Annotated in this window: 3 protein-coding genes; all 3 read left to right on the top strand. The window is 51.4% G+C overall.

The features are described 5' to 3' along the window. Positions 1–177 precede the first annotated feature (177 nt). Positions 178–432, top strand: coding sequence for a ChaB family protein (locus tag H6F80_RS03025; protein WP_190790132.1), 255 nt, complete (start codon positions 178–180; stop codon positions 430–432). A gap of 204 nt (positions 433–636) precedes the next feature. Next, complete coding sequence (locus H6F80_RS03020; protein ID WP_199296337.1) at positions 637–1941, top strand: glycoside hydrolase family 10-like protein; 1305 nt, start codon at positions 637–639, stop codon at positions 1939–1941. Between the two features lie 136 nt (positions 1942–2077). Beyond that, on the top strand, positions 2078–3348 hold a 1271-nt coding region (locus H6F80_RS03015), incomplete at its 3' end, for a lysozyme (RefSeq protein WP_242067136.1).

The following is a 3348-nucleotide window of genomic DNA, read 5'->3' as shown; positions in this document are numbered from 1 at the left end:
ATGTGATTCGGCAAGCTCGTATGGATGAAAACGGTGAGAGAACCTGGTGGTAGAAGAATTACTTTGGCTTGCGCGAAACAGTAAATTTGTTTCAAATAAAGTCAGAGAATTTTGTTCTCCGATCGGTTGATTTTTCAGCGCAAATTTCATTAAAACGCTCTTTTTTTAGGAGGAATTATGAATCAGTTAAGCAGAGAAAGCCTGCCTCAAGATATCAAAGATGTTCTGCCGGAAGAAGCTCAAGGAATCTTTGTTGCAGCCTATAACAGCTTCCTGGATAATAGCCAGGATGAAGCTGCTGCTCGTGAAGTTGCATGGCAAACGATTAATAATAATTCCCGCTTTGCTCGCGGCGAAGATGGCAAATACGTGACCGTGGATGAATACGATGGTGGTCACGATCGCCCCCTTGCCAATATGCCCAGCTCGTAAGCAAGATTGGCTTTGGGCAATTTGTTCTGTGCAATTCTAGTGCAATCAAAGAAGTGATCTTCCTAAGGTTAGGCAAGCTAGGGCTTGCCTTTTTTGTTGCAGGTTTATCAGCAGAGAAGCGATGTCGCTTACAGAATTTGAGCGGACGGGTATCCTGAATCTCTGTAAGCAAGATAAAACCCCTTCTAGATTGCCAAACTACCAATGAAGTTTCGTGTGGATTTGCTGTTTTCGTCTCGTTTTATGTCTCGCTTTAGCCGCCGAACCGATTCTCCGCAAAATCAATTTTTGAAACAGTCTTTCCGACGCGGATTTGCCGCGCTGTCTCTAATTCTAATCGGCTTAGTGGGGTCGTTTCTGCTGAAGGGAGAACTGCTTGGCATCGCCTCTGCTCGTGCTGCGAGTCCGCCTGTGAGCGAAATTCGGGGTGTCTGGCTCACCAACGTAGACAGCGAGGTGATGTTTAGCCCCGATCGGCTGGACAATGCACTGCAAACCCTGCGGCAAATGAACTTCAACACGGTCTACCCAACGGTGTGGAACTGGGGCTATACGCTCTATCCCAGCCCGATTGCACAACAGGCAAGCGGTGTGGCGATCGATCCGCGAGTGCCAGCTTTGCAGGATTGGCAAATGCTGTCTGACTTGATTCAGAAAGGGCATCAGCAAGGATTAACTGTGATTCCCTGGTTTGAGTTTGGCTTTATGATCACGGCTGAATCAGAAATTGCGCTGCGGCATCTTGACTGGATCACCAACCGACGAAACGGTAGCCAGATTTGGCAAGACGGTATTTATCAGCGTCGCTGGCTCAACCCCTTTAAGCCAGAAGTGCAGCAGTTTATTCTCGGTTTGATTCTGGAGATTGTCACTCACTACAACGTAGATGGCATCCAATTTGACGACCATCTGGGACTGCCTGACGACTTTGGCTACGATGCTTACACGGTGCAGCTTTATCGCCGTGAGCATCAGGGCAAACTGCCCCCTGCGAGTCCGCAGGATCCAGAGTGGGTCAAATGGCGGGCAGACAAAATTACCGCGTTTATGAGAACGGTGTTTCAAGCCGTCAAAGCCCGCAAGCCCAATGTTCTCGTTTCTCTGTCGCCCAACAGCTATCCCTTTGCCTATCGCCACTTTTTGCAGGACTGGCGCAACTGGGAGCGATCGGGCTTGATTGAAGAACTGATTGTACAAATTTATCAAGGCAATTCGCAGCGATTCCTTGCAGAGCTTTCCCGTCCCGAAGTGCAGGCAGCCCGACAGCATATTCCCACTGCGATTGGTCTCCTGACCGGCCTTAAAGACACTCCGGTTCCCATTCGGCAAGTGCAGCAGCAGGCAATCTGGACGCGCGATCGACGCTTTGCAGGTATTTCCCTATTCTTCTACGAAAGCCTGTGGAACCTCAGCCGCGAAAGACCGCAGGATCGGCAGGCAGTGCTGCGATCGATCATGGCAGGGCAAGTGAGGCGTCCGAGCGTGTTGGATAAAGGGGGAAATGATTAAAAATCCTCCACATGGGTACTCTATCCACTGAAATCGCCTGTTATAACAGAACCGATGAGTTACCTGTCAGGGTTCATCCATTCGGGGACTCACGTTTTGCTCCGTGATTGCTCTGTTGTCACAGGATGTTCGATCGATGGTGTACTCAGTGCGAATGGTCTTGGATACGTGGCTGAAGCATAGTACGGCTCAAGGCTCAAAGCTCCCGGAAAACCAAAAAGAGTTTGTTCGGGCAGGAACCGTGTTGCCGATCGTCGCGTTTGAATCGGCTGCTGAGAATCATTGGCAAATCACGCTCGGTCGAAATGCACAGGGTCAGCAGATCCAGTTCCAGGGCAGGAATACCTGGTTTGTATACCGTCCTGCGGCGCAAATTTTGCAAGACGGACAGGCGATATCAAGCACTTCCCCATCAGGGGCAGTCACTCCCTCGTCCCCTACTTCTCCTTCTGCATCTACATCTATGTATAGTCTCCGCACCGTATTGGATACCTGGCTGAAGCAAACCACCGGGCAGGGTTCGACCCTTCCAGATGACCAGCGACAGTTTGTGAACAATGGAACTGTTTTGCCACTGAATAGCTTTGCAACTGCCAACAATGATCACCTGAAGATTACGCTTGGTCGGAATGCCCAGGGTCAGCAGCTTCAGTTCAAAGGTCGAAATACCTGGTTTGTTTATCGTCCTGCGGTGCAGATCCTGCAAAATGGCAAGCCGCAGTCTCCCAGCCCGGCTCCCACTCCCGCGCCTCGTCCGCAGCCGTCTAAGTTTAGTATTCGGCCGCTGATTGATACTTGGCTCAAGCAAACTACCGCTCAGGGAACGAGCCTGCCAGACAGCCAGCGACAGTTTGTAAACGGCAGCACTGTTTTGCCGATCGTCGCCTACGAAGTTGCGCCCGATAATCATTTACGAATCACTTTGGGCATTGATGCTCAGGGAAACCAGGTGCAGTTTAAGGGTAAAAATACCTGGCTCATTTATCAGCCTGCGGTGCAGTTGCTTCGAGATGGACAGCCGATCGGCAATTCTCCCACTCCAAGCGGAGCGCGGCAGATTAACAGCAAGGGGCTACGGCTACTAAAGTCGTTTGAGGGGCTGCGGCTTGAAGCGTATCTGGATGCCGTCGGCGTCTGGACGATCGGCTACGGCACGACTTCGGGCGTGTTTCCGGGACAGCGGATCACCGAGGCACAGGCAGAAGAATTCCTGCGGCGTGATCTGCGGCGTTTTGAAGCAGCGGTGACGGATTTAGTGACAGTTCCGCTGAACGACGATCAGTTTTCTGCACTGGTGTCGTTTACCTACAACGTGGGTGAAGGCGCCTTTGGGGGGTCAACCCTGCTGCGCCTGCTGAATCAGCGCGACTATCGTGGGGCTGCTGAGCAATTTCAGCGGTGGAATCT

This window comes from Leptolyngbya sp. FACHB-711, assembly GCF_014695615.1.
Classification (GTDB): Bacteria; Cyanobacteriota; Cyanobacteriia; order Elainellales; family Elainellaceae; genus Leptolyngbya_A.
Note: the sequence above shows the minus strand (reverse complement) of the source record. Positions and strands in the feature narration are given on the sequence as shown.